The organism is Streptomyces sp. NBC_01077 (genome assembly GCF_045162855.1).
Classification (GTDB): Bacteria; Actinomycetota; Actinomycetes; order Streptomycetales; family Streptomycetaceae; genus Streptomyces.
Window position 1 is genome coordinate 5,382,788 of the sequence record NZ_CP108669.1, and the last position, 12,764, is coordinate 5,395,551.

Sequence of the window (12,764 nt, forward strand, 5' to 3'; positions counted from 1 at the left end):
GCTCTAGTGGGTCAGCGGCTTCCGCATGACCACGCACGCGCGGCCGTGGGCGAGGTCCGGGCGGCGGTCGGTCTCCTCGTAACCGAGGGAGGTCCAGAAGGCCAGGGCCTTCGGGTTGTTCTCCAGGACGGCGAGCCGCAGCCCGGTGCGGCCCTCGGCGCGGAAGCGGTCCTCGACGTACGCGGCGAGCCGGCGTCCGTGGCCCGTGCGCCGTTCGTCCCCGTGGACCATGAGGAGTCCGAGCCACGGTTCGGGCTCCGCCGGGTCGGGGTGCCGGCCGAGCGTGATGGCGACGGCGACCAGCCGGCCCTCGGAGCGGGCCAGAAGGACCTCGGCGGTGGGCTGGGCGAGCTCGTCGGCGAGCGCGGCCGCGACCTGTTCGGGGCGAATGTCGGACGGGTCCGGGAAGTCGCCGCTGAGCTGCTGGAACTCCTCGTTGGAGGCGTACAGCGCGGTGAGTTCGGTGAGCAGCGGGCCGGGGAGAGCCGCACCGTCCTCCAGGGCCTTGGGCGCGAGGGCTTCGACGATCACGCGGCAAGGGTAGAGCCCCGGCCGGGATTCCGGCCGGGGCTCAAGGGTGCTGCGGGGCGTCGGTCAGAGGGTGACGCCTAGGGAGCGGTGACGTCAGAGGTTGACGCCGAAGTCGCGGGCGATGCCCTCCAGGCCCGAGGCGTAGCCCTGGCCGACCGCGCGGAACTTCCACTCGGCGCCGTTGCGGTACAGCTCGCCGAAGACCATGGCGGTCTCGACGGCGGCGTCCTCGGAGAGGTCGTAGCGGGCGAGCTCGGCGCCGCCGGCCTGGTTGACGATGCGGATGTACGCGTTGCGCACCTGGCCGAAGTTCTGCGAGCGGTTGACCGCGTCGTAGATGGAGACCGGGAAGACGATCTTGTCGACGTTCGGCGGGAGGGCCGCGAGGTTGACGTTGATCTGCTCGTCGTCGCCGCCGCCCTCGCCGGTGCGGTTGTCACCGGTGTGGACGATGGTCTGGTCCGGCGTCGACTTGTTGTTGAAGAAGACGAAGTGCGCGTCGGAGGCGACCTTGCCCGCCGGGTCCACGCCGATCGCCGAGGCGTCGAGGTCGAAGTCGGTGCCGGTGGTGGTGCGGACGTCCCAGCCGAGGCCCACGGTGACAGCGGTGAGGCCCGGGGCCTCCTTGGTCAGAGAGACGTTGCCGCCCTTGGACAGGCTCACAGCCATGGAAAGTCCCTTTCATCGTGATGTCTTCGCCTGGAGAAACGCGTGGTGCCCTCCGACGGTTCCCGGCGCCCTCCCGGCGAAAACAGGATGACTCCGATGGCCCTCTGCGGGGAACATGGAGGGCATGTCCGGTCCGTATCCCATCCGCGGCTCCGTCTCGCTCCCCGAGGCCGAGCTCCAGTGGCGTTTCTCGCGTTCGTCGGGCCCGGGCGGACAGCATGTGAACACCAGCGATTCCCAGGTCGAGCTCCGCTTCGACCTCGCGGCCACCGAGTCGCTGCCCGAGGTGTGGAAGGCCCGCGCCCTGGAGCGCCTCGCCACCCGGCTGGTCAACGGTGTCGTGACGGTCCGCGCCTCGGAGCACCGCTCCCAGTGGCGCAACCGTGAGACGGCGGCGGTCCGGCTCGCCGCGCTCCTCGCCGAGGCGACGGCCCCGCCGCCGAAGCCCCGCCGGCCGACGAAGATCCCGCGCGGTATCAACGAGCGGCGGCTGCGGGAGAAGAAGCAGCGCTCGGAGACGAAGCGGACGCGCAATTCTCGCGACTGGGGCTGAGCCCGCCCCGTACGCGCGACTGGGGGCTGAGCCCGCCCCGTACCGCGACCGGGGCTGAGCCCGCCCCGTACCGCGACTGAGTCTGCCCCGTACCGCCGTACGTCCCGGGCTCAGGACAGGTGCCGGTACTTCCCCTGGTAGTACGTCAGCGGGCCGCCGTCCGCCGCCACGGCGCCGACGGTCAGGACCCGGCCCACCACGAGCGTGTGGTCACCGGCCACGACCCTGCTCTCCGTACGGCACTCCAGGGTCGCGAGCGCGCCGCCCATGAGCGGGGCGCCGCTCTCCTCGCCGCGGGTGTACGGCAGGTCGGCGAAGAGGAGCCGGTCGCTGACGCGGTTCTTCATGGCGAAGCGCCCGGCGATGTGGCGCTGGTTCTCGCCGAGGATCGACACCGCCCAGACGGGCACGTCGGTGAGCAGGTCGTCCATGCGGGAGCCGTTGCGGAGGCTGACCAGAACCAGGGGCGGGTCGAGGGAGACCGACACGAAGGCCGTGGCGGTCATGCCGACGTCCTCGCCGCGCGGGCCGTCGTCGGGGTCGTGCGCGGTCACCAGGACCACGCCGGCCGCGAGGCGGGACATCGCCGCCCGGAACTCGTCGTTGCTCACCCCCTCAGCATGAGGGATGGCCAGATCGGACACGGGGGGCGAGGCGGGGGTCTTCTGCAGCACACCCGCACGCTAGTCCGGGCCTTCGGGGGGCCGCATCGGGCCGGGGGACCAGTCCGCCACCCCCGCCGGTCCTAGGACCCGCTTCCTAGGACCCGCTTGCCGGGCCCGCTTCCCGGGCCCCGTTTTCCATACCCCTTCCCCACCCCCGCTTCCCAGGGCGCGCTTCCTCCCGCGGGGTGCGGCACGACCCGCCACGACCTGCTGTGACTTGAGTCACAGCGACCAGTATTTGCTGACCCTGTGTACCGGGTGCGCAGCTCGCTGTGATTCAGTGGCAGTGACAGTGCAATACGAACGGTGACTGTGCAACACGAAGCCGATGAGAACCCTGGAGTTGCTGTCGAGGTCTCGGGGAGAGCGAGCGATGGAGACCGAGTCGGAGCCGTACGTCCGTCTCTCGACCCTGCGGCAGCTGCATCAGGTCGTGGCGGACCTCAACACTGCGCGCAGCCTGGCGGACACCCTGCAGACCGTCGCCGACGGTGTGGTCGCCGGTCTCAACTACGAGCTGGCCTGCGTCAACCTCGTACGCCCCGACGGTGACCTCGTCGTCGCCGCCTTCGCCGGAAGCTCCGCCGCCGAGGCCCTGATCACCGGCCGGGTCGGCTCCCGTTCCTCCTGGGAGCGGCGCCTGTCCATGGCGAGCGCCTGGGGTGACCTGCGGTTCATCCCGCACACCGAGGGCTGGGTGCTGATGGAGGACGACGTCCCCCAGTGGCACACGGACGGCCCCGCGCCCCGTTTCGAGGACGAGTGGCACCCGCACGACCGCCTCTACGCCCCCATGTACGCGTCCGGCTCCGGCCGTGAGCTGCTCGGCGTCATATCCGTCGACCGCCCGCGCAACGGCCGGCACCCGGGTCCCTGGGGCCAGGAGGCGCTCCAGATGTACGCCTCCCAGTCGGCGATCGCCATCAGCAACGCCCGGCTCCGTTCCAACATGCAGCGGGCCCTCGTCCGTCTTGAGCGGGAGCAGCAGGCGCTGCGGGCCAGCGAGGAGTCCTTCCGACAGGCCTTCGAGTACGCGCCCTCCGGCATGGCCATCGCCGAGATGGGCGGCGACCAGCACGGCCGTCTCCTCCGCACCAACGACGCCCTGTGCCGGCTCCTCGGCCGGCCCGCCGCCGCCATGCGGCGCTACTCCTTCGCCGACCTCGTCCACCCCGAGGACATAGGGACGCTTCTCCGGACCTCCGCCGAGGGTGGCCGGGCCGAGCTGCGGCTCGGGCGACGCGACGGCACCTATGTATGGGTGTCCCTCCGTAACTCCGTCGTCGCCGACGCGGCCGACGGCCCCCGCTTCCTCCTCACCCACGTCGAGGACATCGAGGAGCGCAAGCGGCACGAGCTCCAGCTCGCCCACCGGGCCTCGCACGACGCCCTCACCGGCCTCCCCAACAGTGCCGAGCTGCGCTCCCGGCTCTCCGCCCGGCTGTGCGAGCGCCCGGCGGCGCACGCGGCGGTCGACCAGGCCGCCGGGTACGGCGGGGGCTACGAGTCCGGGCGGGACGGCGGGTACGAGACGGGCCGCGAGTCCGGTTACCCCGGCCACGACGCCGGACAGGACCCCGGTCACTCCGGATACGACTCCGGTCACTCCGGTCAGCCCGGTCACTCCGGTTACGAGGTGTCGCCGTACGAGCACGAGCACGAGCACGGCTTCGGTTTCGAGCCGGCGGGCGGCGTCGGCCCGTACGACCACCACGTCCACACCGTCGCTCCTTCGGGCGGTGACATCGACGACGGCACCAAGGGCCTCGCCGTCCTCTTCTGCGACCTCGACGGCTTCAAGTCGATCAACGACCGCTTCGGGCACCACACCGGTGACGCCGTCCTCATCGAGGTCGCCCGCCGCCTCACCACCGGGGTCCGCGACGGGGACACGGTCGCCCGGCTCGGCGGTGACGAGTTCGTCGTCCTCGCCGACGGTCTCGGCGCGGCCGACGCGGCCGACCTGGCCGTACGCCTGCGCAACGCGATCATTCCGCCGATCCGGGTGGACGGACGGGCGGTCCGTGTCGGCGCGAGTTTCGGCATCGGCTGGGCCGAATGCGGGATGACCGTGGAAGAGGTCCTGAACTCCGCCGACCAGCGGATGTACGTGGAGAAACGCTCCCGCGCCAAGGTTCACCGCCGCGCCGGCTGAGGCTTCTGACACGCCCGGGTCCGCATCGGGGGCTGGTCCGTTCGGGGTAGGCTCGGCCGGTCGGCGACGGCTGGCGAGCATGGAGAGGAACCCGGATGGCTGCCGGTAACGACGGCGCGAACAAGCCCGAGAACGACGACCCGTTCGGCTACCTGTACGAGGACGGTCAGGCAGCGGGCGCCCAGCCCCCGCAGGGCGGTGGCTACGGCTACCCCGGCCCCGCGGCCGCTCAGCCCGGCGTGCCCCGGACCTCGTACAACCAGGTCAGAACGGTCGGCGAGCGCCAGTACGGCGGTCACGGCGGCCAGCAGCACGGGCAGCCCTACGTACCGCCGCAGCAGCAGGCCCCGTACGGCCAGCCGCAGGCGCAGTACGCCGCCCCCGAGACCTACGGCGGTCCGCCGACCCGGCAGTCCCCGCCGCAGCAGCACCACGGCGGCTCCGGTCGCGGCCCCAACACCAGGGGCATCCTCATCGGCGCGGTCGCGGTCGTCGCGGTCGTCGTGGTGGGTATCGCGGCCGCCGTGATCACCAACTCGGGCAACGACGACAAGGACAAGCAGGCGGGCGGCGGCACCACCGCGACCACGCCCGTGAAGCCCTCGGACGAGCCCAGCACCGAGCCGAGTGCCGACGAGACCCCGGTCGAACTCCCGAAGCAGGACGCGGCCACGCTGAAGCTGGGCGGCACCGCGGGGCTCGCCACGGACGTCAAGGGAGCCGAGGGCTCGAACGGCACGTACGTCGCGGGCTTCAACCAGGTCGGCTCCTCGGTGACCTGGAAGGCGAACATGCCGGCGGAGGGCAAGTACCGCCTGACCGTGCGCTACGCCATCCCCGCGGTCGACGCCAACGCCACCCTGACGGTCAACGGCAAGGCGAACACCCAGCCGATAGGCCTGAAGAACTTCATCCACTCCTCGGACCCGAACCTGGAGAAGAACTGGCAGACCACCTGGGCGCCGGTCGACCTCAAGAAGGGCGACAACGAGATCCGTATCTCGTGCGAGACGGGCAATCAGTGCGACGTGCTGCTCGACTGGCTGGAAGTCACCCAGGCCCCGACGAGCTAGTCCCGGTGAGCCGGCCGCCCCGGTGGGCCGGCCCCGGCGGTGAGTGCCGCTACGGCCGGTCCGGTTCCTCGGTGACCTTCACCCGGGGCAGCAGCTCCTCGTAGGCCGTCGGGTCGAATTCGCCGGCCACCGGGGAGAGCACCGTCGCCGCCGAGAGGGCCACCGCCCGGGCGAGGCGGTCGGGCCATTGTGTGCCGTCGACCAGGCCCGACAGCAGGCCCGCGACGGCCGAGTCGCCCGCGCCCGTGGGGTTGCCCTTCACGGCGGCGGGCGGGGCCGCGCGCCAGAGGCCCTCGGGGGTGGCGGCGAGCAGTCCTTCGGGGCCGAGCGAGGAGACGACCGTGCGGGCGCCCCGGCCCCGTGCCTCCCGGGTCGCGCGCAGCGGGTCGCGGGAGCCGGTGAGCTGGGCGAGTTCGTCCGCGTTGGGCTTGACGAGGTCCGGGCGGGCGGCGATGCCGCGCCGCAGGGGTTCGCCGCTGGTGTCGAGGAGGACGGGCACGCCGGCGGCGCGGGCGAGCCGGACGAGTTCCGCGTACGCCCCCACATGGATGCCCGGCGGGAGGCTGCCGCAGAGCGCGACCGCCGCGGCGCCGTCGAGGAGCGTGGTGAAGCGGGTGCGGAACGCGGTCCACTCCGTGGCGGTGACGGTGGGGCCCGGTTCGTTGAGCTGGGTGGTGTCGCCGGTCGCGTTGTCGACGATCGCGACGGTACGGCGGGTGGGTCCCGCGGTCTCGACGAGCTCGTCCCGGACGGGCGTCGCGGCGAGCCGGTCCCGGAGCATGGCCCCGGTGGCGCCGCCCGCGAAGCCGGTGGCGACGGTCTCGTATCCGAGCGCGGCGAGCACCCGGGCGACGTTGAGGCCCTTGCCGCCGGGGCGCTCGATGACCTGGGTGACCCGGTGGGAGGCGTGCGGGGTGAGGGCGGGGACCCGGTAGGTCAGGTCCACCGCCGTGTTGAGGGTGACCGTGAGAATCACCTGACCAACCCCCGTACTCCGTGTGAAGTCCTGTGGAACGCACGCTCCGACGGGCACTGATCATGCCAAACGAAAGGCGGTTGGCCCAGACCCCCGGCCGACCGCCCTTTCGTGTGACCCGTGCTCAGGCCTTCCGTGTGACCCGTGGTCAGGCGGCCGTGTCCGCCTTCGGGTCGACGATCCACTCGCCCTTGCGCATGACGCCCTTGAGGTTGAACTCGGCGTCGAGGACGACGATGTCGGCGTCCTTGCCGGGCTCCAGGGAGCCGACGCGGTCGTACACGCCGAGCAGCCGGGCGGGGTTGGCGGAGATGGCCTGGACGACCGACTCGACGGGGAGGCCGTCGATGGTGGCGGCGCGCTTGAAGGCGCGGTCCAGGGTGAGGGTGGAGCCGGCGATGGAGCCGCCCTCGACGAGGCGGGCGACGCTGTCCTTCACCTCGACCTCCAGGGGGCCGAGCATGTAGCGGCCGTCGCCGAAGCCCGCGGCGTCCATGGCGTCGGTGATGAAGGCGACGCGCCGGGGGCCCGCGTGGTGGAAGGCGAGCTCCAGGGCGGCGGGGTGGAGGTGGGTGCCGTCGTTGATGAGCTCGACGGTGATCCGCTCGTCCTCCAGGAGGGCGGCGATCGGGCCGGGGGTGCGGTGGCCGAGGGCGGGCATCGCGTTGTAGAGGTGGGTGGCGACGGTGGCGCCCGCGTCGATGGCCTCGACGGTCTGCTCGTAGCTGGCGTCGGTGTGGCCGATGGCGGCGATCACGCCGTGCTCGGCGAGCAGGCGTACGGAGTCGAGGCCGCCGGGCAGCTCGGTGGCGAGGGTGACCATCTTGGCCTGGCCGCGGGCGGCGTCGATCAGCTTGCGGACGTCGGCCGGGTCGGGGTCGCGGAGCAGCGTCTCGTCGTGGGCGCCCTTGCGGCAGGGGGAGATGAACGGGCCCTCGAAGTGCAGGCCGGCGATCTCGCCCTGCTCGGCGAGCTCGGAGAGCAGCCCGGCCCGCTGGGTGAGGAAGTCCATCTCGCCGGTGACGAAGGAGGCGACGACGGTGGTCGTGCCGTGCAGCCGGTGGGTGTGGACGCCCTTGAGGACCTCGTCGACGCTGCCGGAGGTGAAGGAGGCGCCGCCGCCGCCGTGGTTGTGCATGTCGACGAAGCCGGGGACGAGCCAGTGCCCGGTCAGGTCGAGGGTCTCGGCGCCTTCCGGGGTGCTTCCGACGATGCGGTCGCCGTCGACGATCACGCGTCCGTTCTCGACGATCCCGGTGGGCAGCACGACGTGTGCGCCGGCGAGAACCTTGTGATCGGCCATCAGGCGGAAACCTCCGAGTCGGTGGGGCGCTGGGGGCTCTGGTCGGCGAGCAGGTCCCAGGCGAGGAGGCCCGCGCCCAGGCAACCGGCGGTGTCCCCGAGGGCCGCCGGGACGATGGCGGGCAGCTTCTGGAACGTGACTCGCTCCTCCACCGCGGCCCGAAGTGGTGTGAACAAGGTTTCCCCGGCCTCGGCCAGCCCGCCACCGATGATGAGCGTGCGGGGGTCCAGCAGGGTGAGCGCGGTGACCAGGCCGTCGGCGAGGGCGTCGACGGCGTCCTGCCAGACCCGGAGGGCCGTGGCGTCGCCGGATTCGACGGCCTTGGCGCAGTCGGCGGCGTCGGCGTCCGGGTCGCCGCTCGCCTCGGCCCAGGCCTGGGAGACGGCGGAGGCGGAGGCGTACCGCTCCAGGCAGCCGCGCTGGCCGCAGCCGCAGGCGGTGCCGCCGGGGCGGACGACGATGTGGCCGATCTCGCCGGCGTAGCCGTGGGCGCCTGCCTCGATGCGGTCGCCGATGCCGATGGCTCCGGCGATGCCGGTGCCGAGGGGCACGAAGAGGAAGCGGTCGGCGCCGTTGCCCGCGCCGATCCGGCCTTCGGCGAGGCCGCCGGTGCGGACGTCGTGGCCGAGGGCGACGGGGATGCCGTCGAGTCTCTCGCTGAGGAGTTCGCGCATGGGAACGTCGCGCCAGCCGAGGTTGGAGGCGTAGACGGCGATGCCGTTCTCGGCGTCGACGATGCCGGGGACGGCGACGCCGGCGGCTGCCGCGGGCTCGCCGTACCGCTCCTGGCCGAGCGCGCGGAGGTCTTCGGCGAAGCCGAGGATCGTCTCCACGACGGCCTCGGGGCCGCGGTCGCGCCCGGTGGCGCGGCGGGCCTCGTGGAGCAGGGTGCCGTCCGCCCCGACGAGGGCGGCCTTCATGCCGGTGCCGCCCACATCCAGGGCGATGACGTGTCTCACGGGTGACAGTTTGGCGCGCGGAGACCCAAAAGGTCTAGTCCACTGCCGAGGATTGTTGCGTACGGATACAAATTCGGAGCCCGTCATGGGGTCATCGTCCCCGTGACGTTGCGGAAGTGATACCCGAGTGGTGTAGACCTCATACCCGCGCGCGGGAGAGACTTACGGCCCTGCGCAGAGCAAACGTGCGGCTCGATGCAGCTCAACGACGAGCAAAAGGTGGATGAAGCCGTGGAGCGGCGACGATTCCTTGGACTGACCGCGGCCGTCGCCGCACTCGGACTGACCGCCACGGTCGCCGGCTGTGGCTCCCTCGGAGGGGACTCCGGCGACGTGACCCTCAGACTGGTCGCCGCCGACTACGACCTCACCGGCGGCGACACCACCAAGAAGTACTGGACCGACCTCGTCGCCGCCTTCGAGGCCGGGCACCCCGGCGTCAAGGTCGAGGTGCAGATCGAGTCCTGGGACGACGTCGACCGCAAGGTCGCCGAGATGGTCGAGGCCGACAAGGCCCCCGACATCGCGCAGATCGGCGCCTACGCCGACTACGCGGCCGCCGGTGAGCTCTACGCCGCCGAGGAGATCCTCTCCGTACCCGTCCAGGCCAACTTCCTCGCCCCGCTCGTCGACGCCGGAGAGCACAAGCGGACCCAGTACGGCCTGCCCTTCGTCGCCTCCACCCGGCCGCTGTTCTACAACCAGGCCCTCTTCGAGGCGGCCGGCGCCAAGGCCCCCACCACCTGGGACGAGCTTGCCGCGGCCGCCGAGAAGCTGAAGGACAACGGTGTCCGCACCCCCTTCGCGCTGCCCCTCGGCCCCGAGGAGGCCCAGGCCGAGGCCCTGATGTGGATGCTCAGCGGCGGCGGCGGCTGGACCGACGGCACCGACCGCTACTCGGTCGACTCCGAGGCCAACGTCAAGACCTTCGAATGGCTCAAGAACAACCTGGTCGGCAAGGGCCTCACCGGGCCCGTCGCCCCCGGCAAGCTCAACCGCAAGGCCGCGTTCGCCGCCTTCGCGAACGGCGAGGTCGGCATGCTCAACGGCCACCCCTCGCTCCTGAAGGAAGCCGCCAAGAAGGGCGTCAAGGTGGGCCAGGTCCCGCTCCCCGGCATCGACGGCCAGGCCGAGGCCGCCATGGGCGTCGCCGACTGGATCATGGGCTTCAAGCAGAACGGTCACCGCAAGGAGATCGGCGACTTCCTCAACTTCGTCTTCAGCGACGAGAACGTCCTGAAGTTCGCCGGCGACAACGACCTCCTGCCGGTCACCGTCAGCGCCTCCACCCGCATGGAGACCGAGCCCGAGCACGCCAACCTGCGCGTCTTCCTCAAGACGCTCCCGGACAGCCAGCTCCCGCCGGTCGGCAAGACGTCCTGGGCCAAGGTCAGCGAGAACGTCAAGCAGAACATCGGCAAGGCCGTCACCCCGGCCGGCCGTCCCGCCGACGTCCTCGGCTCGATCGGTCGGGCGGCGACGGCGGCGGAGAACGCCGAGTAATAGGTTGTTCGTATGACCGAGGAGCGGGAAGCGGCGGACGGCGACGACGAGAGCGGGCTCGGTGAGCGCGAGCAGGCCCTCCTCGCCGTCGAGCGCCGCTCCTGGCCCGGCCCCGGTGCCAAGGAGCGCGCGGTCCGCGAGCGCCTCGGACTCTCCCCGACCCGCTACTACCAGCTGCTCAACGCCCTCCTCGACGACCCCAGGGCCCTCGCACACGACCCGGTGACGGTGAACCGGCTGCGGCGGGTCCGGGAAGAGAAGCAGCGACGGCGCTGAGGCTTGGGCTGCGCCCGGGCCGGACCGGGCTGAGGCCGGACGTTTCGGGAGGGTGCTCGGCTGAGGTCGGGTGTTGTCGGGAGGGCGCTCGGCTGAGGTCGGGTGTTGTCGGGAGGGCGCTCGGCTGAGGTCGGGTGTCGTCGGGAGGTCGCTCGGATGTCACCGAGAGCCGGTCGGGAGCAGGTCAGGGGCAGGCCGGGGGCAGGTCAGGGGCGGGGCGGGGGCTGAGGTCGCGCGTCGGCGAAGGCCGGTGTCGCCGGGCCCGTCTCGTTCGTGGCCCTGACGCGGGCGCCTCGCGTCGGTAGGGTCGGAGGCATGGTCAGCAGCCTCCCGCACCCGACCACATCCGCCGGCCGCGACGGTCTGGCCGCGCTCCTCGCGCGGCCCGCGAAGGCCGTCGTCGCCCTCGACTTCGACGGCACCCTCGCCGAGATCGTCCCCGACCCCGAACGGGCCCGCGCCCACCCCGGCGCCGTCGAGGCGCTCGCCGCCCTCGCCCCCGAGGTCGCCTCCGTGGCCGTCGTGACCGGCCGCCCCGCCGGGGTCGCCGTCCGGTACGGCGGCTTCGCCGGTGTCCCCGGCCTGGAGCACCTCGTCGTCCTCGGCCACTACGGCGCCGAACGCTGGGACGCCGTCACCGGCACCGTCCGGGCCGCGGCCCCGCACCCGGGCGTGGCCTCCGTCCGCGCCGAACTCCCCGGCTTCCTCGACCGGGCCGGTGCCTGGCCGGGCGTCTGGATCGAGGAGAAGGGGCGCGCGGTCGCCGTCCACACCCGCCGCGCCCTCGACCCCGAGGCCGCCTTCGAGGCCCTCAAGGGCCCCCTGGGCGACCTCGCCGCCCACCACGGCCTCGTCCTGGAACCCGGCCGCATGGTCCTGGAGCTGCGGCCCCCCGGCATGGACAAGGGCGTCGCGCTCGCGGAGTACGTACAGGAGGTGGGCGCCGGGTCCGTGCTGTACGCGGGCGACGACCTGGGTGACCTGCCCGCCTTCGCCGCCGTCGAGAAGCTCCGCTCCGACGGCACCCCGGGCCTGCTGGTCTGCAGCGGCTCCACGGAGGTCCCGGAGCTCGCCGACCGCGGGGACCTCGCGGTGGCGGGCCCGCCGGGGGTGGTGGAGTTCCTCGCCGCGCTCGCGGAGGCCGTACGGGGTTCCTGACCCCCGTACGGGGTTCCTGCCCCCCTCACTCCCCCCGGACGAGCAGGTCGACCACGCCCGTGAGGCCCTCCTCGCCGCTGCCCAGGGCCAGACGGCGGCGCATCAGTTCGAAGTACGGGCTGATCAGCTCCGGGCTCACGCCCTGCTCGTCGGCCGTGGCGAGGAAGGTCGGCACTCCCGCCACCTGCATGGCCAGGTTGGAGACCACGTCCTCGGCGAGGGTGCCGCTCGCCAGCTGCCGGCCGGTCTGCGTGATCGACGGACCGGCCATCGCCGTGATCCAGTCCACGAGCAGCGGGGCGAAGGCGACCGGGTCGATGTCCTCCTTCCGGATCAGGGCGAAGGCGTGGTGCACCCCGGCGAACATCCCGTACATGGCGCTGAGCAGGGCCACGTCGTGCAGGGCCGCGTGGCCCGCGTCCTCGCCGACGTACGTGGTGCCCGCGGGGACGGCCAGGGTCTCCCGGTGCTGCGCGAACAGTTCGCTCGCGCCGCTGTAGAAGACGTACCCGCCGGCCTCCGGGACGCCGATCATCGGCGGTACGGCCATGATCCCGCCGTCCAGGTAGCGGGCTCCGCGCTCGCGGGCCCACTCGGCGCGGGCGCGGGCCTGGGCCGGGGTCGTGGTGGTGAGGTTGACGAGGTCCTTCCCCGTCAGGTCGGCATCGGCGAGGGCCTCGCCCACCGAGGTGTCGTCGAGGAGGCAGACGACGACCAGGGTGCTCGCAGCGACGGCCTCGGCGGCGCTGCCGGCGGGCTTCGCGCCCTCGCCGACGAGTCCGGACGCGCGGGCAGGAGTGCGGTTCCAGACGGTGAGGGGGTGGCCGGCGGCGAGCCAGGTACGGGCCAGGGCGGTGCCCATCGCGCCGAGGCCGAGGAGGGTGACGGGGGTCTTCTCAATCGGGTTCGCTGTCATGACCGCAAGGCTGCTCCAGGGCTCTGA

At 72.5% G+C, this 12,764-nt stretch carries 13 protein-coding genes; 6 read left to right on the forward strand and 7 right to left on the reverse strand.

All coding sequences use genetic code 11. The annotated features are described in order from the left end of the window. Positions 1–3: 3 nt before the first annotated feature. Complete coding sequence (locus OG462_RS24380) at positions 4–531, reverse strand: GNAT family N-acetyltransferase (protein WP_406060682.1); 528 nt, start codon at positions 529–531, stop codon at positions 4–6. 93 nt (positions 532–624) lie between these two features. Further along, entirely contained in the window at positions 625–1,200 is a 576-nt protein-coding gene (locus OG462_RS24385) for a TerD family protein (RefSeq protein WP_266894750.1), read from the reverse strand. 115 nt (positions 1,201–1,315) lie between these two features. Between OG462_RS24385 and arfB the strand changes: the two genes are divergently transcribed. Beyond that, a complete protein-coding gene (gene arfB / locus OG462_RS24390; RefSeq protein ID WP_406060684.1) occupies positions 1,316–1,753 on the forward strand; it encodes an alternative ribosome rescue aminoacyl-tRNA hydrolase ArfB in 438 nt (145 codons plus the stop codon). Positions 1,754–1,863: 110 nt separating this feature from the next. Here the strand turns inward: arfB and OG462_RS24395 are convergent, their stop codons facing one another. After that, entirely contained in the window at positions 1,864–2,427 is a 564-nt protein-coding gene (locus OG462_RS24395; RefSeq protein WP_406060686.1) for a flavin reductase family protein, read from the reverse strand. A 364-nt stretch (positions 2,428–2,791) separates the two neighbouring features. Between OG462_RS24395 and cdgB the strand changes: the two genes are divergently transcribed. Both cdgB and OG462_RS24405 read left to right on the forward strand, forming a co-directional pair. Then, the gene (cdgB, locus tag OG462_RS24400) at positions 2,792–4,573 is read left to right on the forward strand and encodes a diguanylate cyclase CdgB (RefSeq protein ID WP_406060688.1); all 1,782 of its coding nucleotides are present in this window, start codon (positions 2,792–2,794) and stop codon (positions 4,571–4,573) included. A gap of 95 nt (positions 4,574–4,668) precedes the next feature. Beyond that, positions 4,669–5,646, forward strand: a complete 978-nt coding sequence (locus OG462_RS24405) for a CBM35 domain-containing protein (RefSeq protein WP_406060689.1) — start codon at positions 4,669–4,671, stop codon at positions 5,644–5,646. A 49-nt stretch (positions 5,647–5,695) separates the two neighbouring features. On the opposite strand, the gene OG462_RS24410 is transcribed toward OG462_RS24405, so the two are convergent. The 3 genes from OG462_RS24410 to OG462_RS24420 all read right to left on the reverse strand — a co-directional run bounded on the left by OG462_RS24410 (position 5,696) and on the right by OG462_RS24420 (position 8,884). Next, the gene (locus OG462_RS24410; RefSeq protein WP_406060691.1) at positions 5,696–6,622 is read right to left on the reverse strand and encodes a 1-phosphofructokinase family hexose kinase; all 927 of its coding nucleotides are present in this window, start codon (positions 6,620–6,622) and stop codon (positions 5,696–5,698) included. A gap of 148 nt (positions 6,623–6,770) precedes the next feature. Further along, the gene (gene nagA, locus OG462_RS24415) at positions 6,771–7,925 is read right to left on the reverse strand and encodes an N-acetylglucosamine-6-phosphate deacetylase (protein WP_406060693.1); all 1,155 of its coding nucleotides are present in this window, start codon (positions 7,923–7,925) and stop codon (positions 6,771–6,773) included. After that, the gene (locus OG462_RS24420) at positions 7,925–8,884 is read right to left on the reverse strand and encodes an ROK family protein (protein ID WP_406060695.1); all 960 of its coding nucleotides are present in this window, start codon (positions 8,882–8,884) and stop codon (positions 7,925–7,927) included. Before OG462_RS24420 ends, nagA begins: the two co-directional genes overlap by 1 nt. A 195-nt stretch (positions 8,885–9,079) precedes the next feature. Here OG462_RS24420 and OG462_RS24425 point away from each other — a divergent pair, with 195 nt between their 5' ends. The 3 genes from OG462_RS24425 to otsB all read left to right on the forward strand — a co-directional run bounded on the left by OG462_RS24425 (position 9,080) and on the right by otsB (position 11,821). Beyond that, on the forward strand, positions 9,080–10,387 hold the full coding sequence (locus OG462_RS24425) for an ABC transporter substrate-binding protein (RefSeq protein WP_406060697.1): 1,308 nt from the start codon (positions 9,080–9,082) through the stop codon (positions 10,385–10,387). A 12-nt stretch (positions 10,388–10,399) separates the two neighbouring features. Continuing rightward, entirely contained in the window at positions 10,400–10,663 is a 264-nt protein-coding gene (locus OG462_RS24430) for a DUF3263 domain-containing protein (protein WP_406060699.1), read from the forward strand. A gap of 315 nt (positions 10,664–10,978) precedes the next feature. Next, positions 10,979–11,821 carry a trehalose-phosphatase gene (gene otsB, locus OG462_RS24435; RefSeq protein WP_406060701.1) on the forward strand — a complete coding sequence of 281 codons (843 nt, stop codon included), beginning with the start codon at positions 10,979–10,981 and terminating at the stop codon, positions 11,819–11,821. 25 nt (positions 11,822–11,846) lie between these two features. Here otsB and OG462_RS24440 read toward each other — a convergent pair whose 3' ends face one another. Beyond that, on the reverse strand, positions 11,847–12,737 hold the full coding sequence (locus OG462_RS24440; protein ID WP_406060703.1) for an NAD(P)-dependent oxidoreductase: 891 nt from the start codon (positions 12,735–12,737) through the stop codon (positions 11,847–11,849). Positions 12,738–12,764 lie beyond the last annotated feature (27 nt).